This window comes from Streptomyces sp. NPDC058674 (genome assembly GCF_042716505.1).
Classification (GTDB): domain Bacteria; phylum Actinomycetota; class Actinomycetes; order Streptomycetales; family Streptomycetaceae; genus Streptomyces.
Window position 1 is genome coordinate 1 of the sequence record NZ_JBHXSC010000083.1, and the last position, 21131, is coordinate 21131.

21 protein-coding genes and 3 pseudogenes are annotated in these 21131 nt (G+C 69.5%); 15 read left to right on the forward strand and 9 right to left on the reverse strand.

Annotation, left to right across the window (positions count from 1 at the left end):
• Window positions 1–280: 280 nt before the first annotated feature.
• Together ACFWU6_RS29825 and ACFWU6_RS29830 are read left to right on the forward strand one after the other, a co-directional pair.
• Window positions 281–466, forward strand: coding sequence for a hypothetical protein (locus ACFWU6_RS29825; RefSeq protein ID WP_383984104.1), 186 nt, complete (start codon window positions 281–283; stop codon window positions 464–466).
• Window positions 466–957: a hypothetical protein gene (locus tag ACFWU6_RS29830; RefSeq protein WP_383984107.1), complete on the forward strand. Its 492-nt coding sequence runs from the start codon at window positions 466–468 to the stop codon at window positions 955–957. Before ACFWU6_RS29825 ends, ACFWU6_RS29830 begins: the two co-directional genes overlap by 1 nt.
• Here the strand turns inward: ACFWU6_RS29830 and ACFWU6_RS29835 are convergent.
• On the reverse strand, window positions 935–1432 hold the full coding sequence (locus ACFWU6_RS29835; RefSeq protein WP_383804657.1) for a MarR family winged helix-turn-helix transcriptional regulator: 498 nt from the start codon (window positions 1430–1432) through the stop codon (window positions 935–937). The two genes, ACFWU6_RS29830 and ACFWU6_RS29835, sit on opposite strands and share 23 nt — an antisense overlap.
• A gap of 164 nt (window positions 1433–1596) precedes the next feature.
• Here ACFWU6_RS29835 and ACFWU6_RS29840 point away from each other — a divergent pair, with 164 nt between their 5' ends.
• The 6 genes and pseudogenes from ACFWU6_RS29840 (at window position 1597) to ACFWU6_RS29865 (ending at window position 5554) form a co-directional block, all read left to right on the forward strand.
• Window positions 1597–2559 (forward strand): NADP-dependent oxidoreductase, encoded by a 963-nt coding sequence (locus ACFWU6_RS29840; RefSeq protein WP_383804659.1) that lies wholly within the window; start codon window positions 1597–1599, stop codon window positions 2557–2559.
• A 94-nt stretch (window positions 2560–2653) separates the two neighbouring features.
• On the forward strand, window positions 2654–3064 hold the full coding sequence (locus ACFWU6_RS29845; protein WP_073919994.1) for an ester cyclase: 411 nt from the start codon (window positions 2654–2656) through the stop codon (window positions 3062–3064).
• A 181-nt stretch (window positions 3065–3245) separates the two neighbouring features.
• On the forward strand, window positions 3246–3470 hold the full coding sequence (locus tag ACFWU6_RS29850; protein ID WP_383804662.1) for a hypothetical protein: 225 nt from the start codon (window positions 3246–3248) through the stop codon (window positions 3468–3470).
• Between the two features lie 116 nt (window positions 3471–3586).
• On the forward strand, window positions 3587–4462 hold the full coding sequence (locus tag ACFWU6_RS29855) for an alpha/beta fold hydrolase (protein ID WP_383984109.1): 876 nt from the start codon (window positions 3587–3589) through the stop codon (window positions 4460–4462).
• Window positions 4463–4883: 421 nt separating this feature from the next.
• Window positions 4884–5126, forward strand: a pseudogene (locus tag ACFWU6_RS29860) (low temperature requirement protein A); the annotation flags it as partial.
• Window positions 5127–5146: 20 nt separating this feature from the next.
• Entirely contained in the window at window positions 5147–5554 is a 408-nt protein-coding gene (locus ACFWU6_RS29865; protein WP_383804665.1) for a low temperature requirement protein A, read from the forward strand.
• A 90-nt stretch (window positions 5555–5644) separates the two neighbouring features.
• Here ACFWU6_RS29865 and ACFWU6_RS29870 read toward each other — a convergent pair whose 3' ends face one another.
• Window positions 5645–6313, reverse strand: a complete 669-nt coding sequence (locus ACFWU6_RS29870) for an NADPH-dependent FMN reductase (RefSeq protein ID WP_383984112.1) — start codon at window positions 6311–6313, stop codon at window positions 5645–5647.
• Between the two features lie 525 nt (window positions 6314–6838).
• On the opposite strand from ACFWU6_RS29870, the gene ACFWU6_RS29875 reads away from it, so the two are divergent.
• From ACFWU6_RS29875 to ACFWU6_RS29890, 4 genes and pseudogenes are all read left to right on the forward strand, one after another.
• Window positions 6839–7729 (forward strand): aminoglycoside phosphotransferase family protein, encoded by an 891-nt coding sequence (locus ACFWU6_RS29875; RefSeq protein WP_383804694.1) that lies wholly within the window; start codon window positions 6839–6841, stop codon window positions 7727–7729.
• 643 nt (window positions 7730–8372) lie between these two features.
• The gene (locus ACFWU6_RS29880; RefSeq protein WP_383984115.1) at window positions 8373–8546 is read left to right on the forward strand and encodes a hypothetical protein; all 174 of its coding nucleotides are present in this window, start codon (window positions 8373–8375) and stop codon (window positions 8544–8546) included.
• A gap of 167 nt (window positions 8547–8713) precedes the next feature.
• Window positions 8714–11059, forward strand: a complete 2346-nt coding sequence (locus ACFWU6_RS29885) for an Orn/Lys/Arg decarboxylase N-terminal domain-containing protein (protein ID WP_383804669.1) — start codon at window positions 8714–8716, stop codon at window positions 11057–11059.
• 14 nt (window positions 11060–11073) lie between these two features.
• Window positions 11074–11458: pseudogene (locus tag ACFWU6_RS29890) on the forward strand (DUF1524 domain-containing protein); the annotation flags it as partial.
• 441 nt (window positions 11459–11899) lie between these two features.
• Here the strand turns inward: ACFWU6_RS29890 and ACFWU6_RS29895 are convergent.
• Entirely contained in the window at window positions 11900–12505 is a 606-nt protein-coding gene (locus ACFWU6_RS29895; RefSeq protein ID WP_383984154.1) for a hypothetical protein, read from the reverse strand.
• Between the two features lie 491 nt (window positions 12506–12996).
• Complete coding sequence (locus tag ACFWU6_RS29900; RefSeq protein ID WP_030817653.1) at window positions 12997–13557, reverse strand: TetR/AcrR family transcriptional regulator; 561 nt, start codon at window positions 13555–13557, stop codon at window positions 12997–12999.
• 113 nt (window positions 13558–13670) lie between these two features.
• Here ACFWU6_RS29900 and ACFWU6_RS29905 point away from each other — a divergent pair, with 113 nt between their 5' ends.
• The 3 genes from ACFWU6_RS29905 to ACFWU6_RS29915 all read left to right on the forward strand — a co-directional run bounded on the left by ACFWU6_RS29905 (window position 13671) and on the right by ACFWU6_RS29915 (window position 16426).
• Window positions 13671–14363 (forward strand): SDR family oxidoreductase, encoded by a 693-nt coding sequence (locus tag ACFWU6_RS29905; RefSeq protein ID WP_383984118.1) that lies wholly within the window; start codon window positions 13671–13673, stop codon window positions 14361–14363.
• A 172-nt stretch (window positions 14364–14535) separates the two neighbouring features.
• A complete protein-coding gene (locus tag ACFWU6_RS29910; RefSeq protein ID WP_383984121.1) occupies window positions 14536–15561 on the forward strand; it encodes an NADP-dependent oxidoreductase in 1026 nt (341 codons plus the stop codon).
• Window positions 15554–16426, forward strand: a complete 873-nt coding sequence (locus tag ACFWU6_RS29915; RefSeq protein WP_383804675.1) for an alpha/beta fold hydrolase — start codon at window positions 15554–15556, stop codon at window positions 16424–16426. The genes ACFWU6_RS29910 and ACFWU6_RS29915 overlap by 8 nt, the downstream gene beginning before the upstream one ends.
• A gap of 396 nt (window positions 16427–16822) precedes the next feature.
• Here ACFWU6_RS29915 and ACFWU6_RS29920 read toward each other — a convergent pair.
• From ACFWU6_RS29920 to ACFWU6_RS29940, 5 genes and pseudogenes are all read right to left on the reverse strand, one after another.
• Window positions 16823–16963, reverse strand: a pseudogene (locus ACFWU6_RS29920) (transposase); the annotation flags it as partial.
• The gene (locus tag ACFWU6_RS29925; RefSeq protein ID WP_383984124.1) at window positions 16960–17808 is read right to left on the reverse strand and encodes a methyltransferase domain-containing protein; all 849 of its coding nucleotides are present in this window, start codon (window positions 17806–17808) and stop codon (window positions 16960–16962) included. The pseudogene ACFWU6_RS29920 and the gene ACFWU6_RS29925, both read right to left, overlap by 4 nt.
• A gap of 382 nt (window positions 17809–18190) precedes the next feature.
• Window positions 18191–18544, reverse strand: coding sequence for an antibiotic biosynthesis monooxygenase family protein (locus ACFWU6_RS29930; RefSeq protein WP_383984127.1), 354 nt, complete (start codon window positions 18542–18544; stop codon window positions 18191–18193).
• A 351-nt stretch (window positions 18545–18895) separates the two neighbouring features.
• A complete protein-coding gene (locus tag ACFWU6_RS29935; RefSeq protein WP_383984130.1) occupies window positions 18896–20014 on the reverse strand; it encodes a fatty acid desaturase family protein in 1119 nt (372 codons plus the stop codon).
• A gap of 7 nt (window positions 20015–20021) precedes the next feature.
• Complete coding sequence (locus ACFWU6_RS29940) at window positions 20022–21077, reverse strand: ferredoxin reductase (RefSeq protein WP_383984133.1); 1056 nt, start codon at window positions 21075–21077, stop codon at window positions 20022–20024.
• Window positions 21078–21131: the final 54 nt, after the last annotated feature.

Consider the following 21131-nt stretch of genomic DNA (forward strand, 5'->3'; position numbering starts at 1 on the left):
GAGTTGCCTACGTGTCACGACCCCAGTCCTACCGGATCCCACTCCGCGCAGAGTGAAGAACTCAGAAGCTGATCACGACATCACACAGGCCCTAGTGGTGGATGCTCACCACGTACGGCGCCAGGATGCGAGCCGCCGCAACATAGCGGACAGTTGCTGAGCGGGTCGTTGTTGCTGGCTGTGGAGCGCGTTGAGGATGATCAGACCGCACGTCAGGGCCGGTACGGGCCCTCCGTAGCGTCAAACGACACCGGCGCACCCAGCAACGGAGGCGGTGCTCATGAACCCACCCACACCCACCGGCCCCCAACCGGAAGGCCCCGGTCTCCATCCGCCCTACTACGGCCGGCCTTCCCCGGCGCTGATCGCCCGCGCCGACCGCGGCTACGCCCGCTTCCTCGCCGACCAAGCCCCGGACGTCGCCACCGGCGACCACGACCAGGACGACGACGCGGGGGGCCACTGATGAGCGACACCCACGTCGTGCTCTACGACCCTCAGGGGCTGATTGAGGCCGAGCTCCCCTTGGACCGCGCCCCGCACGAGCCACTCGTCACCGCCGTCCTTGCGTGGAAGAACCCGGACCTCGAATCCCGCGACTACGAGCAGATCGCCCTCCAACTGACCGGCCACGCCCGCGCGGTCGCCGCCGACGGCGCTTCCGTGCGGCATCCGGTCGGTTCGGTCTGCGTCGTTCACGGGCTCTCCCATGACGGAGGGGACGGCAAAGGTTCTGTCCCAGGGACGCTGCGCGGGCCGGGCCGCGCAGCAGGGCCGCCGGGATGGCGGGGTCGGCTCGTGGGGTCCGCAGCCCCTCCCCAGCGGTGGTGCAGCACCCAGTTCCCGGCATGTCCACCGGGAACACCGGTGCGGTGGTGCCGCCCGCAACCCGCGGGACGCCAGGCTGCCGTGCCCGGGCGGCGGACGGCCGGGTTCAGGGGGCGGGTTGGCCGGTGAGGGTGTGGAGGTTGGTCACCAGGCGGTCGAGGAGGCCCGCGAGTTGGGTGTGTTCCTCGGGGGTGAAGCCGGTGAGGGCTTCGCTGTCGATGTCCGTGCGCAGAGCCTGGATCTCAGGGCGTACCGCTTTGGCCCGGTCGGTGAGGTGGACGAGGGCGCGGCGGGCGTCGGTGGGGTCGGGGCGGCGGGTGATCAGGCCGTCGCGTTCCATGCGTTTGAGGTTGACGGCCATGGTGGGCTGCTCGACGCCGGTGTGGCGGGCGAGCTCACTCTGGGTGAGCCCGTCCCGCTCGTAGAGCGCGAGGAGGGTGGGCAGCTGGCCCGGGGAGGCGCCGAGGGCGGCGAGACGTGTGGTGATGGCCTGGCCGAGGAGGCGCGCGGCGTGGTTCACGGTGTAGCAGACCATCGACTCCGCCTCTGAGCGGGCCGGTGGGCCGGGCGTGGGAGCCGCCTGGTCAGGTGTGCGTGCCGCCATGGCCACCTCGTGTCCTCGCGTGATGATCGGGATGCACTTGACACTATTCCATAGACGCCTATGCTCATAAAAGAAGCATAGCCGTCTATGGATTGTGTCGGGTGCCTGTTCAAGGCCGTCGCCTGTCGCATCCGCAGCCGTCGTGAACGGCGGAAAGGACCACCATGCATGCCTTCGCGATCGACTCCTTCGGCCAGACCCCCACCGTGCGGGACCTGCCGGTTCCCGAGCCGGGCCCGGGTGAGGTGCAAATCGAGGTCCGCGCCGCAGCGGTCAACCCGATCGACTGGAAACTGGCGGGCGGAGCCTTCGCCCACCCGGGAGCGGAGTTCCCCTTCCCGCTCACCCTCGGCTTCGACGTCGCCGGCCGCGTCAGCGCCGCCGGTGACGGAGCGGCGTTCGAGGTGGGCCAGGAAGTCTTCGGGATGCGCCGTCCCGGCACGGCGGCCGCCCACCCGCACGGCTCCTACGCCCAGTACATGACCGCATCCCCCGACATCGCCGCTCTGGCTGTGCGCCCCGAGGGCCTGGACCCGGTGGCGGCGGCGGCCCTGCCGATGACCGGAGGAACCGCCCTTGCCCTGACCCGCTGGCTTGACCTGCAGGAAGGCGAGACGCTCCTGCTGGTCGGCGCGACCGGCGGGGTCGGCTCCTACGTGACGCAGCTGGCCGCAGCCCGCGGCGCCCGCGTCATCGCGGTCGCCGCGGCCCAGGACCACGCCTACGCCCGCCGCCTCGGCGCAGCCGAGGTCGTCGACTACCGCACCACGGACGTCGCCGACACGGTCCGCACCGCACACCCGGAGGGCATCGACGCGGTCCTGGACCTGGTCGACGGCCGCGAGGTGGTGGCCCAGAAGATCGCCCCGCTCCTGCGCAAGGGCGGGCGCCTGGCCAGCACCGTCTTCGCCGCCGACCCCGACGCGCTCGCCGAAGCGGGCGTGCGCGCCGTCAACTTCAACTACCAGGCCACCGACGAGGACATGGCCGAACTGGCCCGACTCGTCTCCACCGGCGCACTGCGCGTGGCAGAGACGACCACGTTCCCGCTGACCGCCATGAACCAGGCGTATACCGCCTCCACCAGCGGACACGTCCGCGGAAAGCTCGTGATCACCACGGCCTGACCCGGCCCCGCCGCCGGCATGCCGCCTACCGCCGAAATTGCCTGCCGGGCTGGCCTCGCCTCTCACGAAACCGATACCGCACAAGGAGCACGTCATGACCCGCGCCGAAGAACTTGCCCGCCGCTTCTACGAGGCGTTCGACACCGACAACCCCGACCTCCTCGACGAAACACTCGCCACCAACTGGACTCCTCAGCCGCCCGTCCCCGGCAACCCCGGCGGCCCGGAAGGTCAGAAGCAGACTCTGCGCATGCTGCACAGTGTCTTCGAGGACCTCCGGTACACGGTCGAGGAGGTGGTCGTCTCCGGCGACACCGCAGCCGTCCGCGCCCGACTTTCCGGCCGTCAGACCGGGGAGTTTCTCGGTGTGCCCCCGACCGGCCGGCACATCGAGATGATGACCATGGAGATCCACCACATCGCCGCCGACCGCATCAGCACCACCTGGCACGTCGAGGATTTCTTCGGCGCCCTCCAGCAGATGACAGGCCCCGCTCCGGCCTGAGGCCGCGCCGAAGAAACGCTGCGCCACGTGGCGTGGCCAAGGCTGCCGACTGCCGGACCACGGACGTCATCGACGCGATACGCACGGCGCTTCCAAGGGCGTCACAGCCTTACCGCCGGCCTGGCCCTACCCCCTGCAAAAGCACTGCCGGCGGGTCCTTCCACAAGCCCGTCAGCACAGCATGGTCGAGGAGGGCTTCAACGTGCAGGTCGTCCAGGACGCCGGCGGTTCCCCGAACGCCATCGGCGAGGACGCCGCACGCCGCCGCTGGGAGAACTACGGCGTGGTGACGACCTCGACCAACCAGCTGGTGGCGGAGCTCGGTGTCGACTGGTCCACCGAGGCCGGCGGCAAGCTCGTCCAGATCACCTTCGAAGAGGTCATCAGCCACCTCGACGACATGTAGGCACCCCCAAGCCCCCGGGCCGCCCGGCATCCCCCCCGGCGGGCGGCCCGGCCTTCCCTCAAGCTTCACCCTCGACACCGCCCGGCCCCCCGACCGGGCAAAGGCAAGGAAACGACATGACCACCACCCCCACGCCCACACCGGCCGGACCCGCTTTGGAAGGGTTCGAGCACCACTACGCCGAGGTCAACGGCACCCGCCTGCATTATGTGAGCGGCGGCCGCGGGGAACCGCTGGTGCTCCTGCCGGGCTGGCCCCAGACGTGGTGGCAGTTCCACAAGATCATGCCCGTCCTCGCCGAGCGGTACGAGGTCATCGCGGTCGACTACCGCGGCATGGGTGACTCGGCCAAGCCCGGAGGCGGCTACGACAAGAAGACGATGGCCCGCGACATCTACGAACTTGTCCGCCACCTCGGGCACGAGAAAGTCAACATCGCGGGCGAGGACATCGGCTCGATGATCGCCTATGCCTTCGCAGCCAACCACCCCGAAGCCACCAGCAAGCTCGCCCTGTGGGAGGTCGGCCACCCCGGCGAGGTCTTCAACGAGATGCGGATGCTGCCCCAGCCCGGACAGCCGCACCTGTGGTGGTTCGCCTTCAACCAGGTCGACGACCTGCCCGAAAAGCTCCTCGCCGGCCGCTACCGGCTCCTGATCGACTACCTCATCAGCCTCGAAGCCCTCGACCCCGACGCCATCGACGAGGACAGCCGCGAGATCTATGCCACCGCCTACGAGCAGCCAGGAGCGGTCCGCGCCTCCAACGCCTGGTACCAGACCTTCGGGCGCGACATCGAAGACGCCCGAACTTACGACCAGCTGCTCATGCCCGTCCTGGGCCTGGGCGGCATGAACTTCGGCTTCGTCCCCGCCCTCCTCGAGGGCAAATCCGCCGACGTGCGCTACGTGGAGTTCAAGGGCGCCGGACACTACCTCTCCCAGGAACGGCCCGAGGAGCTCACCCGTGAACTGATGCAGTTCTTCAGCTGATACGTATCCGACCCCTGGCCGGCGGTCGGCGCCCCCGTGGGTGCTGCGCCTCGGAGTCGGTCCCCACGCTGGGGACGCCGGCTCGCGCGGCCAGCACCGGGCGTGGCGGGCCACCGCGTGGCCAGCCCCCCGGCAGAAGGCCATCCGCTGACGTGCGCAAGCCGTCCGGTAGGCCTGCGGCGTGGCCAGACCCGAATCGATGGCCCTGGGCCTGTTCGGTAGAAGCAAGCAACCCCCCGGTACCGGACCCGGCTGCAGCCGTCCGCTGTCGTGAGAGAGAGCCCGCTCATGTCCTTGCCCAAGCACGCCGCGCACGTTTCGCGCCGTACGATGCGAGGCCGCGATTCGGGGGAGGAGCACCGCACCGCAACCACGCTGGAGACTTCTTCGACCTGTGCTTCGTCGTGGCAGTCTCCTGTGGATGCCGGAGAGCTGGCAGCCGTGGTTCTTCATCGTCCTGGTCGCAGGCGAGCTCCTGGTGCCCGTGATCAGCGAACGGGACGCCCCCAGTGCCTGGCACCCCGAGCACATCGCGGAGCGCTTCGGCCTGTTCACCCTCATCGTGCTGGGCGAGACCGTGAAGTCCGCGACGATCGCCGTCCAGCACGCTTTGGACGGCGAACACCTCCTGCAGCTGTCCCTGCTCGCCCTCGGCGGCCTGCTGACCGTCTTCACCATTGGTGGATGTACTTCGCCCGCCCCACCGACGAGGGCCTGGTCACCGACAACCGGCAGGCGTTCCGCTGGGGCTACGGCCACTACCTCGTCCTCGGCTCCGCAGCCGCCGTCGGCACCGGACTGGAGATCGGCGCAGCCCTCCTGGACGGCCACGGCCACATCTCCGCCTTCGCCGGAGCCTGGGTCTTCTCCACCGCGGTGGCCGTCTTCGTCACGGTGACCTGGCTGCTGCACCTACGCCCCCACGGCTCGAAGGCCGCCCGCTCCCTCCTGCACCCCGCCGTCGCCCTCCTGATCCTGCTCACCCCCTTCACACCAGAGCCGTACCTGGCCACCGGGCTGCTCATGACCGTCCTGCTGGCCCTCTCCCTCTACAACGCCACCCGCACCTCCCGGCGGAAGGCATTCCCGTAAGCACGGACCGTCGTCTCGCCGGGTGCGGTCCGCAGTAGCGCACCGCGGGCACCGCGGGAGGGGTGCAAGGCAGCAGGGTGCGCCCGGAGGTCAGTCCTCGGCGCGCTGGGTGACCGGGGCCCCGGTGCGGTCGCCCAGGAACTCGTACCAGCGCCGTTCCAGGCAGACGTAGCGGGTGTCGGCCTCGACGAGCCCCAGGAACGTCTGCAGAGTTTCGGCGAGCCGGTCCTGCAACCCGGTGTCGGTGAGGTCGCCGGTGTCGGTGAAGCCATGGTGGGCGGCGGCGAGACTGAACATGTCCGGGTAGACGCGGGTGCCCAGGTGCTCCAGCGGCACCCGCAGGGCCCACAGGCCCCGGTTGCCGCCGACCAGGGACGGCGAGGCCGACAGGAGAAGGGCGTGCCGGTCCTTGAAGGGCTGCGGCCGCAGCCGCGAGACCCAGTCCAGCGCATTCTTCAGGGCGCCGGGAATGGAGGCGTTGTACTCCGGGGCGGCGATCAGGAACGCCTGGGCCTCGGCGATACGCCGGCCCAGATCGCCCGCGGCGGCAGGCACACCGTCGGCGTCCTCGACGTCGCCGTCGTAGGGCGGCAGCGGAAAGTCGCGCAGCGACGCGCGGTCCACGACAGCGCCGACGTCGGTGATGAGACGTTCGGCCAGCAGAGCCAGCCTGGTGTTCAAGGACTCCGCGCGCAGGGAGGCGCTGAGCACCAGGATCCGCAAAGGCTCGGGCTTGTCCTGCGGCGATACAGCGGTCATGGAACGACACTCCTTCGACGTACGAACCCGGCTCGGGGCTTGAACGTTCCGCCCCGGCGGCATCCTGACACCGGACATCCCCTTTCCTCCGCTTTTGAGGAGTGTTCGCGTGCTGCGCGTCCCCGTGTAGCACGCCCGGCCGTTGTCCCTCGCCACCCCACAGCGGGCCCGGCCGGAAAGACCTCTCGCCGGGCTCCGCTGCGACCGGGCGGGGAAGCCGGCGGGCGGTGGTGGAGGCCGCCGATCCGGAGGCGGTACGCACCGTGCTGCGCTTTCCGCCGCCGCCAGGCCCGCGTGCGGCAGCGCGGGGAGCAGTACCGGCTGTCGGAGCTGTCCCGTCTCAAGTGATCTGGTCCGAAGTTGCGGCTGTGACCTGGGGTGACCAGACCGGATGAGACATCTGGATGGTCGAAAATCTCAGTTGATCTGGCCCCTGGCGTCTGAATACTGGCTGTTGTCTCAGTTGATCTGGTCTGCTTCCGGAGTTTCGAGTTGGACTGGTGGAAGAGCTTGCGAGAGGTGACCATGCACGATGACCAAGTGGACGTGACCGCCGAAATCGTTGCGACTTTGATCCGGGAACAGTTCCCTCAGTGGAACGGCAAGGCGATCCGACTCGTGTCGTCGACCGGGACGGTCAACGCCATCTTCCGCATCGGGAACGACCTCTCGGCGCGTTTTCCACTGCGTCTGGCCGATGCTGCTGAGGCGCTGGCGGTTCTGGAACAGGAAGCCCAGGCGAGCGCGGAGCTGGCACAGGTGTCTCGGTTCCCCGCCCCGGAGCCCGTCGCCTTGGGAAAGCCTGGAGCGGGTTACCCCATGCCGTGGTCGGTCCAGACATGGCTACCGGGAACGGTCGCCTTTGATGCCGACCCGAGCGAGTCGGACGCCTTCGCCGAGGACCTTGCGGCCTTCATCGCAGCCCTCCGGAACGCCGAGACGCGGGGGCGGCGTTTCAGCGGCGAAGGCCGTGGCGGCGTTCTCGCTGACCACGACGATTGGATGGCGAAGTGCTTCGAGGAGAGTAAGGGGCTGCTCGACGTGCCCCGGCTGCGCCAGGTGTGGAGCCACTTTCGGGAGTTGCCACGCACGGGTGCCGACGTGATGAGCCATGGGGACCTGATTCCCGGCAATGTACTGGTCGCGGGAGACCGGCTCGGCGGCGTACTCGACACCGGCGGCTTCGGCCCGGCCGACCCCGCGCTGGATCTGGTCAGTGCCTGGCACCTTTTGCAGCGGGGCCCGCGGGAAGTGCTCCGGAGGACACTGGTCTGTGACGATCTGGAGTGGGAGCGCGGCAAGGCATGGGCGTTCCAACAGGCAATGGGTGTGGTCTGGTACTACGTCGAGAGCAATCCGACGATGAGCAGAATGGGTCGCCGGACACTCGACCGCATTCTGAAGTCGATGGAGTGATGAGAGATCTCCTCAAACAACCTGGCGAACCAGATCTTCTGAGACAACGAGCGAATCAGCCCCGACCAACTGAGACAGAGACCAGATCACCAGAGACGGGACAGAAGCGCTTCCGCCTCCCGAACGGGGTGTCGCTGGAGTACCACGTCCCACGGCACTCGGGGCATTCGAACTTCTGCCAGGGATGGCGCCGCCCCTCCAGCACGGCGCCCAGTGCTTCGCCTCCCGCGTCAAGCTGCGCCCGCCGGCTCTCCAAGATTGCCGAATCAGCAAGAGATATCCGGGCCGTTTCTTGGGCGGAGGACTTGCGGCGACCAGGCCGTCGCCGCCGTCACCACCGCGGCCGCCGCGCAGGCACCCGCGGCCGCGCCCGCCCCGGCGGCGACAACCGCCCTCGCCCCTGCTGCGACCTGCGGGGTGGCTGGGCTCGGCTGCCGAGACCGGGCGCCCCGGGGCGCTGTGCCGCATGGCACTCCGGCCCCGCTCCTGTTGTGGCCGCACCGGTGCGGGAGGCCGTCGATCCGTGGGTGCCGCCCGCCAGCGTGGACCCGAAGCGCTCCTGGTGTCCGCTGGACAAGGTGTTGAGCGTGCCCCGGGGACCTGGACCTCGGCGACCGCGCGAGGGCGCTGGTACAGCTGGGGGGTGAACCGGCTCGCGCACGCCGCGATCTTCGGAGTCGTCAACGACGCGCCAATGGCCGCCGCTGGTCCCCGCCAGCGGGTCAGCGAGCAGATCCTCCCCTTCGACGAGCTCGTCACCGGTATGGCCGTCCGTATGCGGAGCACGGGCGGGAGCGGGTGTCAGGGGCGCGGGTGAGCAGTCGGTCCGTTTGGCCATCGACAGGCGGGGCGCGTGCGGCGGATGACTTGCCGGCCGGGGTGTGTTCTCGAATGGGTGATGCTGCCGGGTTTCCGTACTGGTCCGTGGCGTTTGCATTCGACACTTGGTGGCATCAGCCGCGATCGCCGCAGGTGGGGAGTGTCATGTCGAACGGTAGTGTCCTGTTGGCGTTGCGTGAGGATCCCCTGGGCGGGGGTGTCAGCGGTGACCAGTTGCGCCGGATCGGCAAAGAGCTGGAGAACCGCGGGCTGCAAGTGCGCTGGGCGCGGACGGTCGAGGGAGCCCGTGCCGCCTTGCGTACGGAGGCGGGCCTGACGGCTGCCGTCGTCGCCTGGGACCTGCCGTCTGAGAAGGGGGACGACGCAGGCGGCGGGGGAGGAGCGGTCCTGCGGCAGATCACCGGCCGGTTCACCGCCCTGCCCGTCTTCGTGGTCATGAGCGAGGAGTCCGATCACGGCCTCGAACGACTGCCCCTGTGGGTGGCCGAGACTGCCGTCGGCTACATCTGGCCCTTGGAAGACACACCATCCTTCATCGCCGGCCGTGTCTTCAACGCGGCACGCGCCTACGGCGACTCCGTCCTGCCGCCGTTCTTCAAAGCGCTGCGCCGGTTCGACGACGCCCACGAGTACTCCTGGCACACCCCCGCGCACTCGGGAGGGGTGGCGTTCCTGAAGTCGCCCGTCGGCCGGGCGTTCTTCGACTACTACGGTGAGCGGCTCTTCCGTACCGACTTGTCGATCTCGGTGGCGGAGCTGGGTTCCCTGTTCGAGCACAACGGTCCCATCGGGGATGCCGAGCGCAACGCTGCCCGTGTCTTCGGCGCTGACCGGACGTACTTCGTGCTGCACGGCGACTCCACCGCCGACCGTATGGTCGGCCACTACTGCGTCACGGCCGACGAGATTGCGCTGGTGGACCGCAACTGCCACAAGTCGGTGCTGCACGGGCTGGTGATCTCCGGTGCGCGCCCGGTCTACCTCGTCCCGACCCGCAACGGATACGGCCTCGCCGGCCCTCTGCCCGCCCGTGAGACCCTGCCCGCCGCCGTGACAGCCAGGATCGCCGCCCATCCGCTGACATCAGGCGCCGTATCCCCTCACGCCCAGTACGCGGTGATCACCAACTCGACCTACGACGGCCTGTGCTACGACACTGTCCAAACTGCACGGGCCCTGGCCCCCAGCACTCCCCGTCTCCACTTCGACGAAGCCTGGTTCGCCTACGCCCGCTTCCACCCCCTCTACGCAGGCCGCTACGGCATGGCCGTGGGCCCGGACACGTTCGAGGGTGAGGAACGCCCCACCGTCTTCGCCACCCAGTCCACGCACAAGCTGCTGGCCGCCCTGTCGCAGAGTGCCATGGTGCACGTGAAGTCCTCGCCCAGGGCGCCGGTCGAGCACCACCGGTTCAACGAGGCGTTTATGATGCACGGCACCACCTCGGCCCTTTACCCGGTCATCGCCTCGCTGGACGTGGCTGCGGCGATGATGGACGGCCCACAGGGAGAGTGGCTGGTCAACGAGGCGATCACGGAGGCGATCCGGTTCCGGCAGGCCATCGTCCGGACCGGGCGCCGCATCGCGGAGGCGGGTGACCGGCTGCCGTGGTTCTTCGGAGTCTGGCAGCCCGACACGGTCACCGACCCCGCCGACGGGACCACTATCGCCTTCGCCGACGCCTCCCCTGCACTGCTGGCCAGCGATCCCCGCTGCTGGGAGCTCGACCCCGGCGCGGATTGGCACGGCTTCCCCGGTCTGTCGAACGGCCAGTGCATGCTGGACCCCATCAAGGTGACGCTGACCTGCCCAGGCGTCAACGCCCTCGGAGAGTCCGACTCGTGGGGGATCCCGGCCCGCATCCTCACGGCTTACCTCGCCCACCGCGGCATCGTGGTGGAGAAGACCGACACCTATACCACGCTCGTCCTGTTCTCCATGGGCATCACCAAGGGGAAGTGGGGCACCTTGATGGACGCCCTCATGGACTTCAAAGCCCTCCATGACGCCGACACCCCCCTGCGGCAGGTACTGCCCGACCTGGTCGAACGCCACCCGCAGCGCTACAGCGATACGACCTTGCGCAGACTGTGTCAGGAGATGCACGAACACCTCACTCGGGCCGAACTGATCGACGCGCTGGACACAGCCTTCCAGGACCTGCCCGAACCGGCCGTACCACCCCGGAGCTGCTATCAGCAGCTCATCCGCGGCGGTACCGAACGCCTTCCCCTCGCCCGAGCCGCCGGCAGGGTGGCCGCCGCCATGGTCACAGTGACCCCGCCCGGGATCCCCGTCCTGATGCCCGGAGAAGCACTCGGCGCCCCCAACGGCCCCGTCCTGCGCTACCTCGGAGCCCTGGAAACGTTCGACCGCGCCTTCCCCGGCTTCCACAGCGAAGCACACGGCGTGACCATCGACCCCCACACCGGCGACTACCTCATCGAATGTGTACGGCCTGCCCACGTCCCCAGCGCAGCCGAGCGCTGATCACGCCCCGCGGCATGATCACTGCCCGGCTGCGCCTGGAGGAGGACCGGACCGGCTACCAGCGGACCTCCTTCAAACACTGAATGCCGGCGATGTCCCGGCCGACGGCTGCAACACCCGCCAGCGGCCGGGCTGCACTCTGACCGGCGGGACCTGGTGGTCGTACTACGACGACCTGGAGGTGACGCCGGCCGGTGCGCTGGACATCGACCACATGGTCCCGCTCGCCGAGGCCTGGGACAGCGGCGCTTCCGCCTGGACGGCGGCGCGTCGGGAGACGTACGCGAACGACCAGGCCAGCCGGCCTCTCTGGCCGCGGTGACAGCCCGCTCGAACCGGAGCAAGACCGACCAGGACCCCGTCGAGTGGCTGCCGCCGTCCGCGGCCGCTGCGCGCCGTCGGAGTGCTGGAGCGGATCGCCTCCCGTGTTGCGCGGGAGGCGGCCGGCGAGCTGCGCGACGGAGGCGTGTCCGCCGAGACGGCCGCTACCGGGGCCAGGACGCATCCGGGCACGAACCCCGGACCGGCAGCAGTCACAGCACTCAAGGCTGCCCATCGACCGCCTCTCCCCGCGAACGCATCCAGGAGCTGGCCCCTGGGATTCACGGTCCGCAGTCGACGACGGGCAAGACCTCCTTCAGGTTCAGCCATGATCGTGCTCTAACTGCTCCAGTCCGTCGCGCGCGGCGAGTACGCCGACATCGCCGCGCCGCTCATGGACCGGGCCGAAGCCCTGACCGGGCGCTGCCCTCCAGTCCCGCTGTCGCGCTGACGGCGCGCTCCTGGCTCTCCTCCGCCTTCTCGGTGGAAAGCCGGTCACCCGGCGGCGTCGGTCGCGGTCTACTCCGCGGCCCTGCGCCGCAGCACGTCCTCCACGCGGGTCCGCCACAGCCTCAGCGGTTCCGGTATGCCGACGCCCACGAGGGGTGTGCCGGGCGGGGCTCCCTCGTGCCTCCGGCCCGCCTTCTGGTTCCTCTCGTACAGGGTCACCAGGTGCGCCAGCTGTGGCATGTCCCGGCGCAGCCGGTCGGCCCGTCCGGGCGTCAGGAAACCGTGGTTGACGACGAAGCGGCCGTCGTCACGGGCCGTCGTCACGTACATGAGGTGGCCGTCCGGGGACCAGAAGTACCGGATGTGGGGGTCCCGGCTCCAGCCCGGCGGCGACGGGTACCGGGACAGTGCTTCGTGACGGGCCGACGCCTGCTCGTGGGTCATCCACGACCGCACCCGCCCCGCGTCCTGGTACTCCTCCTCGGTGAGCGGGACCCCGAGCTCCCAGAGCTTGGGCAGCATGTCCAGCTGGGCGACCTCCTGGAGGTACTGGGCCCGGGCCCGGGCGTCCCCCCGGCGGCCGGCGGCCTCCGCGTCGTGCCGGCGGCCCTCCAGGCCCCGCTCCTGGTCGAACCGCAAAAGGGCAGCCCAGTTGAGCTGTTCCGCGGCGGTCATGTGCGCCTCCCCCCCGGCCCGCTCGTACCGGGCCCTCGGCCGGGCCGCCGCCGGTCGGCGGCCCGTGCCCACCGGATGATCCTGCGCCTGGAGAGCCGGCGCCAGACGCCCCGGTGACAGCGCCCGCCGGCGCGATTATCGAAGCGGCACCCGCGGTCGGCGCACGGCGGCCGGCCGGCGGGTGTCCGGCTACTCACGCGACCGGTGAGTGTCCGCGCTCTGCCGCAGGGCCGGCACGGGCCGGGAAGCTGGGCCCATGAGCCAGAGACCACTGCACCTCGGCTGGCCCCGTGAGGGAAGGGATGCGGTGATGGGCGAGATCAGTATGAGCGGTGAGCACCTGGACCGGCTGCTCACCGATAGCTCCGGCACCTACGGCGCCCCGTATCAGAAGGCCTTCGCGGAGCTCGCGCGTACGCACCGGGGCCGGCCCGCCGCCGAAATCCTTCCGCCGCTGGCGCGCGCCGCGGACACCCGCGCCGCGCCCTTGATCAGCCTGCTTCGGTCAAGGCTGCGCGCGCGGCGGCGAGGATCTCCTCGGAGAGCGGGGAGCCGTTGGTGGCCCGGGACAGGACCAGCGCTCCGAACAGGGTGCAGAGGCGGACGATGCCGTCCTGGTCGTCGGTGGCGAGGAAGTCGGCGAAGTCGGCCACCCCCTCGGTGTAGACGCGACGGGCCTCACGTCCCCCGCCTTCGCGCGCGATGTCGGAGGCGAGCGCGGCGACCGGACAGCCGTCCGCCGGGCCGTCACGGTGCTCGACGGAGAGGTAGGTGTCGATCAGCACCTGCTGGGCGGCGTCGCGCCGCCCTTCATACCGCTCAAGTCCCTCGGTGTAGCGCCGGGCGAGCTCGGCGAAGGCGTGGGCGGTGGCCTCGTCGACGAGCGCCTCCTTGGAGGCGAACTGCTTGTAGAAGGCGCCGTGCGTCAGACCGGCCGCCTTCATCAGGTCGGCGACGCTGACCTGGGTGCCCTGCTCCCGGAACAACCGGGAGGCGGTGTCCACCACCCGCCTGCGATTTTCCTGCGCCTGCGCCTGCGATACGCGGCCCATGGCCACCTCCCGTTGGATGTCGACTGGCATCTATCGTAACTCCATGTTTAGATTGATTGCGTAATCTAATGTGTGCGGGTTGCCGTCGGCACCCGTCAGGAGCAGGAGCAGGCATGGAACTCAAGAACGCGGTCGCGGTCGTCACCGGCGCAAACCGGGGGCTCGGGCGGCACCTGGCAGCCCAGCTCGTCGGACGTGGCGCGAAGGTGTACGGCGCGGCCCGACGCCCCGAGGCGGTTGACGTGCCGGGCGTCATCCCGCTGCGGCTGGACGTCACGGACGAGGCGTCAATACGAGAGGCCGCCCGCGTGGCGTCCGACGCGACACTGCTGATCAACAACGCGGGCATCTCCACCGGCGCGACGCTGATCGGAGGCGACGTGGCTGAGGTGCGCCGGGAGATGGAGACCAACTTCTTCGGCCCGCTCGCCGCGACCCGCGCCTTCGCCCCCGTCATCGAGGGCAACGGCGGCGGCGCCGTACTCAACGTCCTGTCCGCCCTGTCCTGGTTCCACCCGGCCGGCCTCGGCTCCTACGCGGCCTCCAAGGCAGCCGCCTGGGCGCTGAGTGACGCGACCCGTGAGGAGCTGGCGCCGCGCGGGATCACCGTCTCGGCGCTGCACGTCGGCTACATGGACACCGACATGGCCGCCGGCGTGCCCGCCGACCAGAAGGTCGCCGCCGCCGACGTCGCGGCCCAGGCCCTGTACGGCATCGAGACCGGCCTGCCCGAGATCCTCGCCGACGAGACCAGCCGGTACGTCAAGCAGAGCCTGTCCGCGGCACCCCAGCCGAACGCGGGCTGACGCTCACCCCTCCACCCGGCGCGGCCGCCTGATGAGTGAACGCGGCTGAAGACGAAACGCGCCCGCGCCGCAGCCAGAACAACACAAACTACGTCAAAAAGTACGGCGACCGTTCGGGATGCGCCCGCCGCCGAGATACCCGCCCCCAGAAACGCTCTGCTAGGAGTGCTCCGTGAAGGCCTTCGTCCTCGAGAGGTACGGCTCCCCCTTGCGGGAGGTCGAGATGCCCGTACCGGTCCCCGCCCCCCATGAGGTGCTCGTGCGCATGGTCGCGTCGGGCGTCAACCATGCCGACGAGCGGCTCCGCTCCGGCGAGTTCAAGGCAATCTTCCCGTTCCGGCTACCCAAAGTCATGGGCGGTGAGCTCTCCGGCGAGGTCGTTGAGGCCGGCTCCGCGGTACGAGACGTCGCCGTGGGTGACCACGTGTACGGCTATGTCGACTTGGCGGCCACGGGCACCTTCTCCGAGTTCGTCGCGGTCGACGCCGCCACGATGGCACCCGTGCCCCGGACTGTGGGCCTGGTCGAGGCCGCGGGGCTTCCAGTCGTCGCGCTCACGGCCTGGCAGGCCCTCGTCGAGATGGGCAAGGTGAAGAAGGGCCAGACCGTCCTCATCCACGGCGGGACCGGTGGCGTGGGATCGGTCGCGATCCAGCTCGCCAAGCACCTGGGCTGCACCGTCGCCACCACCGTCTCGACGGCGAACATCGCAGCCGCCCGAGAGCTTGGTGCCGACATCGTCATCGACTACCGCCGAGACGACCTCGCGCAGAGCCTCTCCGGCTCGCCCGTCGACCTCGTCCTCGATACCCAGGGCGGAGCCACGCTGCAGGCTTCCCTCGGTGTGCTGCGCCCCGGCGGCACCGTCATCGGCATCACGGGCCCGCCCGACCCGGCCTTCGCGCGGCGCGTCGGCGTCAACCCCGTCGTCCGGCTCGCCATCCGGGCCCTGAGTGCCCGTACTCGCCGCCGGGCACGCGCGCTCAAGGTCACCTACCGCTTCCTGTTCATCACACCCGATAGCGCCGCGCTGCGCCAGGTCGCCGGGCTGGTCGACGACGGGGTGCTGCGCCCGATCATCGACCGGGTGCTCCCATTCGACCAGACCCCGCGGGCTCTCGACGAGGCGCTCGCCGGCGGCACACGCGGCAAGGTCCTGGTCACCACCGACCCGAAGGCGGTGACCAACCGTGGCTGAGTCCAACGTCCGTCCCCGCCCGACCACGTGGGCCACGGCGCCCAACCGCCGCATCGTCGTAGGTTCGAACACGCTCGTATACCGCGACCTCGGCCCCGAGAACGGCGTCCCGCTGGTCCTGCTCACTCACCTGGGCGCCACGCTCGACGAGTGGGATCCCCGATTTGTCGACGCGCTCGCCCGCGACCGCCGCATCGTCGCGCTCGACCTCCCCGGGGTCGGCGGATCCACCGGCCGTGTCCCAGGCACCGTCGCCGCGATGGCGCGTGCGGTGGAGGGGTTCGTGGCCGCCCTCGGCCTGACCCAGATGGACCTGCTCGGATTCTCGCTCGGCGGCTTCGTCGCCCAGCAGGTGGCCCTCGATGCGCCGGGGGTCGTGCGCCGCCTCGTCCTGGCCGGAACCGGCCCCGCCGGGGGCACTGGCATCGACCGTCCGACGGGTGGAGCCTACGTCTACCGGGACATGGCTCGTGCCGCGATGGCCCGCACCGATGCCAAGGAGTTCCTGTTCTTTCCCCGCACTCCAGCGGGCAAGGCGGCAGCCAAGGCTTACCTCGCGCGCTTGCGCGAGCGCGTGATGGACCGTGACGCCCCCATTACGCTGTCGTCCTTTCACCGCCAGATCACCGCCATCCGGGGCTGGGGCCGGGCTGAGCCGCAGGACCTCTCCCGCATCGGCGCCCCGACGCTCATCGCCAACGGCGACCACGACCGCATGGTCCCCACCGAGCTGTCCCGCGACATGCACGCCCGCATTCCAGGCAGCACACTGATCATCTACCCAGGGGCCGGGCACGGCGGCGTCTTCCAACACGTCGACGAGTTCGTCGACGCCGTGCGAGCCCACCTCCACACCGACAGCTGACATCGGCTCCTCCGCCCGCACCCTCGGCCCGGCCGACCTCACCCTCTGCCGGGCCGGCGGCCGGTGCCCTCACCGCTCGATTCTCGCCGGACTTCATTATCATCACCTGCCCGGACTGACGGACCTGTGGGTTCAGGGCGCGCATGTCGTGCGCGTGCGGGGGCGGATCCAGCGGTGTCTGGGGCCGTGGCTGCTCGTTGGGCGGGGTGGGTGCGCGTTTCGGGGATCCGTCCCCCGAGTCTCCGGGGCGCCACCCGGGTCCTGACCTGACACTCACCACCCCGCCGGCTCCGGCCACCGCCGGGCCTGACAGGCAGTCGCACCGCACGGCGATGTCAGCGTCAGGTGTCAGGACCATGGCCGCCCGTCCCCCTTCCGGCTTCCCCCGCGGGGGCGGTACCGGTAGATGATTCCCTCGATGACGCGGCGGTGGTCGGCGAACGGGCGCCCTACCTTCCCCGTGTTACAGGGAAGGTAGGGCGCCAGGCGTGCCCACTGTTCGTCCGTCAGTAGGCGCGTGCGCCCGCTTGTGGTCACCGAGGCCGGTAGGCAGTGGCCAGCACGGACACGGTGACCTGGTCGGGCACGAGACCGTAATCGCCCAGGTCCGAACCGTTCAGATGGCGTGCGCTCGGGGTCATCCCCACCAGATCAAGGGCCTCCGGTCGGGTCAAGGACGTGACGTACTCCACCAGCTTGGTACCCGCGGCCTCGAAGAAAGGGGCCAGCACCTTGTGCAGACGACGTTCCTTGGCCGGGTCGATCGCGACCATTCCGGGCACCTGGCTGCGCAATTCGAGCAGGTGCCGCCCGGTCGGACGTACCACGACCAACCGACCACCCGGGCGCAGCACCCGGTGAAACTCGGATGGGTTGCGCGGGGCGAACACGTCCAGCACGACGTCGGCCGTCCCGTCGGCCAGTGGAAGGGGGCGGAAAACGTCCCAGGCCGCAGCGGCTGCTCGCTCATGGGCACGGGTCGTCGCGCGCAGGGCGCGCACCGAGGTGTCCAGACCAAGACCGCGGGCACTGGGCAACTGCTCGAGGACGCCGGCCAGGTAGTAGCCAGTGCCGCACCCCACGTCCACCACGGTGCTCTGCCCGGGCACGGCGTCGGCCGCCAGGTGAGCCACGATCCGGCGGATCGGCCCGTACCTGCCGGTGGCCAGAAACCGGTCCCGGGCTCGGGCCATGGCCGCGTCGTCGCCGCTGGTGGCACGGGCGCCCGTCAGGAGGCTGACATAGCCATGACGGGAGATGTCGAAGGTGTGGCTCGCCGGGCAGCGCAGCGCGCCGCGGCCGGGGTGGAGACAAGCGCCGCACGTCGGACAGCGCAGGAGATCGAGGAACGATTCGAGGGCAGGGGAAAGCGAAACAGGCACAAGACACTCCTGGCAACGGTGAAGGGAAGGAACCGTGCCTGCACGCGCGCTCGGAAGATGGCCGTCCAAGGAGGACGGATCGGCGGCGGCCCTCGGTGCGGGCAGCGCCGAAACGCGGGTCACGCGGCAGGCATACCGAGGAGGGCGATGCCGTCCGGCATCGCCCTCACAGCCTCCCGATCAGTGGAAGCAGCAGTGCGGAGTGCTCATGAATGCCACACCACGATTCTACGAGGCCCGGCCGAAGCCCCTCGCGTGTGCCCGCAGTTAAGAGACACGGCCTGGTCCGGCACCAGCCGCTCAACCAGATCCGTCATGCACGGTTCAACGGCTGATCACGCCATATGCCCGGAGGCGACGCAATCCGGAGCTGCGACCGGAACTAGTCACGCGTCCGCGGTCCCACTGCACGCACGACCGTGTAGGTGGGGACTCCGGTCATGCGGGGTTCGGCCTTGCCGACGAGCCCTTCCAGCGCTTTCTCAATGGCCGCCATCCGGCCCTCGGTGTCGGAGCTCTCGACGAAATTGCGGTAGTCAGCCTCGCTCGCCCAGTGCACGATGTTGTAGACGCGGGTGCCGTCCGTGCTCACATGGAATCGGGCCGAGCAATAGCCAGGGTAGAAGCTCACCCACTGATCCTGGATCTCGGCGAAGACCTTCACCAGCTCGGCCTGAGTCTCACGGCCGTCGACGGTGTAGTCGATGATCGAGTAGAAACCGCGGTCAGTGTGCATGCTGTTCTCCTTGCTGCCGGCGCATCGGTCGGGACGAGTAGCTCCCTGGGCGGAAGTCTGGAACCTCGACATGGCTTGAGGTCAAGAGCAATCCACGCCAACTCGCTCCCGGCTGCCAGCCTGCGTTGAGCGGACCAAGCACCGCACCCGCCAAGATCAAGTACTGGCGGCTTTTGGGCTTACCTCGGCGCTACCCCCTCCCGTGTGTCGTCCACATACCGCCGGCATACCGCGACAATCAGCAACCGTCAGCCCCTACGACAAGACGACTTCAAGGTCAGTAGCCCCGCGACGCGGGGGCAGGTGCGTGCAGGTGCGGGAAACGGGCTTCCCCGAAGGGCCGTCCGGGAATCAGGCCGCGACGAGCTCCTGCTCGCGGTCCGGCGTTTTGACCTTGGGCTTCTTGTTCGGCAGCGAGAGCCGGAAGACCTTGCGCCACGCGGAGAACACCTGCTTGGGCAGCGGCCCGGTGACGTACTCCAGCTCGTACTTCTCGAACAGCGCGCGCACCTTCACCGCGACCTCGGCGTACCGGTTGCTCGGAAGGTCCGGGAACAGGTGGTGCTCGATCTGGTGCGACAGGTTGCCGGTCATGAAGTGCATGGCCCTGCTGCCGCTGATGTTCGCCGAGCCCATCATCTGGCGCAGGTACCACTGGCCGCGCGTCTCGCCCTTGATCGACCGGCGCTCGAAGACCTGTACGCCCTCGGGGAAGTGCCCGCACATGATCACCGAGTGGGACCAGATGTTGCGGACCAGGTTCGCGGTGAACGTGGCGGCGAGCGTGGTGAGGAACGACGGGCCCGACAGCAGCGGGTGGATCACGTAGTCCTTGAGCACCTGCTTGCGGATCTTGCGGCCCACGGCCTTGGCCCGCGCGCGGAACTCCGGGTTCCTGCGGCGGCGCTTGTGCAGGTTCTTGCCGAGCTCCAGGTCGTACGCTGCGATGCCGTACTCGAAGAAGCAGGCGTTGATGAAGTTCCACAGCGGCTGGCCGAGGTGGAACGGGTGCCACTTCTGGTCCTCGTCGACGCGCATGATGCCGTAGCCGAGGTCGTTGTCCTTGCCGATCACGTTGGTGTACGTGTGGTGCAGCTCGTTGTGCGAGTGCTTCCACTGCTCGGACGGCGAGACGTGATCCCACTCCCAGGTGGTGGAGTGAATCTTCGGGTCCCGCAGCCAGTCCCACTGGCCGTGCAGGACGTTGTGGCCGATCTCCATGTTGTCCATGATCTTCGCCACGGACAGACCGGCGGTGCCGAGCAGCCACGCGGGCGGGAAGAACGAGAACAGCAGCACGCCCCTGCTGACCAGCTCGAGCTTGCGCTGCGCCGAGATGACCTTACGGATGTAGGCGGCGTCCTTCTCGCCGCGGTCGGCGATCACCTCGTCGCGGATCGCGTCCAGCTCGCGGCCAAGCTCCTCGATCTGCTCCGCGGTCAGGTGGGCGGTGGGGTCGATGGCGGTCACGGTGCTCCTACCGTTCGATGTCGCAGGGGCCCGCCGCGGCGGACACGCAGGTCTGGATGAGGACGCCCGGCTCGGCCTCGGTGATCTCGCCGGTGCGCAGGTCGCGGACGGCGCCCGCCGTGAGCGGCGTGATGCAGCCGAAGCAGATGCCCATGCGGCACCCGGAGGGCATGAGCACGCCGGCCTCCTCGCCGATGTCCAGCAACGGCGTGGCACCGTCCGCATCGACGGTCTTGCCGGTGGCGCTGAACGTGACCTCGCCGCCCTCGCCGGCGACGACGATGCTGGGGCGGAAGCGTTCGGTATGCAGGCGCTCTTGTACGCCGTGCTCGGTCCAGTGCTCTTCGGCGGCGTCGAGCAGGCCCGCGGGCCCGCAAGCCCAGGTCTCGCGCTCGGCCCAGTCGGGCACGAGTTCGTCGAGACGGGCGATGTCGAGCATGCCGTCCGTGTCGGTGTGCACCTCGGTGAGCCGCAGCTTCTTGTTCGCGACCAGGTCGTGCAGTTCGTTGCGGAAGATCACGTCTTGCGGCTGTGGCGCGCAGTGGACCATGACGACGTCGTCGAACTCGATGTCGCGCAGCATGCCCATCACGGGCGTGATGCCGCTGCCGGCCGTCAGGTAGAGCACCTTGGCAGGCTTGGCCTGCGGCAGCACGAAGTCACCGGTCGGCTGGTCGAGCTGGACCAGCGTGCCCGGTTTCGCCCTGCGGACCAGATGGTTGCTGACCTTGCCGTCCGGGATCGCCTTCACGGTGATCGTGACGCGGCCGTCCTGGCGGTTTGTCGGCGAGGTGATCGAGTAGGCACGCCACAGGCGCACCCCGTCGACGTCGACCCCGATCCGCACGTACTGACCGGCTGTGTGGCCGCGCCAACCCCGTCCCGGCCTGATCACGACAGTCGCGGCGTCACCCGTCTCGGGGTGCACGGCCTCGATGCGCCCACGCAGGTCCGCGCCCGCACGCAGCGGGCTGACCAGGTCGAGGTAGTCCGACGGCAGCAGCGGCGTCGTGACCATCTCCAGCAATTTCCACGCCCTGCTGCGGAGGGCTGCACTCGTCATGACTCCAGCTTGCTGCGCGTCACGGCGTAAAGTCCTGACCGCAGGACGTAAATC

Excerpts from the sequence above, each read along its gene's own strand:
- ACFWU6_RS29825 (WP_383984104.1), top strand. The coding sequence starts at position 281 with ATGAACCCACCCACACCCACCGGCCCCCAACCGGAAGGCCCCGGTCTC.
- ACFWU6_RS29830 (WP_383984107.1), top strand. The coding sequence starts at position 466 with ATGAGCGACACCCACGTCGTGCTCTACGACCCTCAGGGGCTGATTGAG.
- ACFWU6_RS29835 (WP_383804657.1), bottom strand. The coding sequence starts at position 1,432 with ATGGCGGCACGCACACCTGACCAGGCGGCTCCCACGCCCGGCCCACCG.
- ACFWU6_RS29840 (WP_383804659.1), top strand. The coding sequence starts at position 1,597 with ATGCATGCCTTCGCGATCGACTCCTTCGGCCAGACCCCCACCGTGCGG.
- ACFWU6_RS29845 (WP_073919994.1), top strand. The coding sequence starts at position 2,654 with ATGACCCGCGCCGAAGAACTTGCCCGCCGCTTCTACGAGGCGTTCGAC.
- ACFWU6_RS29850 (WP_383804662.1), top strand. The coding sequence starts at position 3,246 with ATGGTCGAGGAGGGCTTCAACGTGCAGGTCGTCCAGGACGCCGGCGGT.
- ACFWU6_RS29855 (WP_383984109.1), top strand. The coding sequence starts at position 3,587 with ATGACCACCACCCCCACGCCCACACCGGCCGGACCCGCTTTGGAAGGG.
- ACFWU6_RS29865 (WP_383804665.1), top strand. The coding sequence starts at position 5,147 with ATGTACTTCGCCCGCCCCACCGACGAGGGCCTGGTCACCGACAACCGG.
- ACFWU6_RS29870 (WP_383984112.1), bottom strand. The coding sequence starts at position 6,313 with ATGACCGCTGTATCGCCGCAGGACAAGCCCGAGCCTTTGCGGATCCTG.
- ACFWU6_RS29875 (WP_383804694.1), top strand. The coding sequence starts at position 6,839 with ATGCACGATGACCAAGTGGACGTGACCGCCGAAATCGTTGCGACTTTG.
- ACFWU6_RS29885 (WP_383804669.1), top strand. The coding sequence starts at position 8,714 with ATGTCGAACGGTAGTGTCCTGTTGGCGTTGCGTGAGGATCCCCTGGGC.
- ACFWU6_RS29895 (WP_383984154.1), bottom strand. The coding sequence starts at position 12,505 with ATGACCGCCGCGGAACAGCTCAACTGGGCTGCCCTTTTGCGGTTCGAC.
- ACFWU6_RS29900 (WP_030817653.1), bottom strand. The coding sequence starts at position 13,557 with ATGGGCCGCGTATCGCAGGCGCAGGCGCAGGAAAATCGCAGGCGGGTG.
- ACFWU6_RS29905 (WP_383984118.1), top strand. The coding sequence starts at position 13,671 with ATGGAACTCAAGAACGCGGTCGCGGTCGTCACCGGCGCAAACCGGGGG.
- ACFWU6_RS29930 (WP_383984127.1), bottom strand. The coding sequence starts at position 18,544 with ATGCACACTGACCGCGGTTTCTACTCGATCATCGACTACACCGTCGAC.
- ACFWU6_RS29940 (WP_383984133.1), bottom strand. The coding sequence starts at position 21,077 with ATGACGAGTGCAGCCCTCCGCAGCAGGGCGTGGAAATTGCTGGAGATG.